Source organism: Comamonas sp. GCA5 (genome assembly GCF_036541385.1).
GTDB classification, from domain to species: domain Bacteria; phylum Pseudomonadota; class Gammaproteobacteria; order Burkholderiales; family Burkholderiaceae_C; genus Comamonas; species Comamonas aquatica.
Genome location: NZ_JAZHFR010000248.1, coordinates 1 through 376, shown reverse-complemented (window position 1 = coordinate 376; position 376 = coordinate 1). Strand labels below are relative to the sequence as shown.

At 54.5% G+C, this 376-nt stretch carries 1 protein-coding gene; it reads right to left on the bottom strand.

Going from position 1 to position 376, the window contains the following annotated elements; all coding sequences use genetic code 11:
* A partial coding sequence (locus tag SJH88_RS19515) for a DDE-type integrase/transposase/recombinase (protein WP_274755427.1) occupies positions 1 to 376 on the bottom strand: 376 nt, incomplete at both ends.

The window sequence follows — 376 nt, the reverse complement described above, 5'->3', positions numbered from 1 at the left end:
GGCGTCTTTGGCTTGGTCAGCCGATGCTCTATCCCCAATGCTTGGCATAACTGGTCGAATTCGTGCTCGCCTGAGGGCTGACGTGTGCGGCTTCCAAACAATCGGTCTGTGAACTCTTTGCCGTTGTCGGTGAGGATGGTGTGGATCTTGAACGCTGCAGCTTTGCGTACGGCAGCCAAGAAGGCTTTGGCGGATGCTGCCGTCTTGTGCTGCTTGATATCAATGAACACCCAGCGTGTAGCTCGATCGATGGCAACAAAAACATAGCGGCGCTTGTCCTCATCGTGCATCTGGGGCAGGTACTTCACATCTACATGTACATAGCCAGGCTCATACGCCTTGAAGGGTTTGTGCTCGCCCTCAGGCTTGGGCTGTA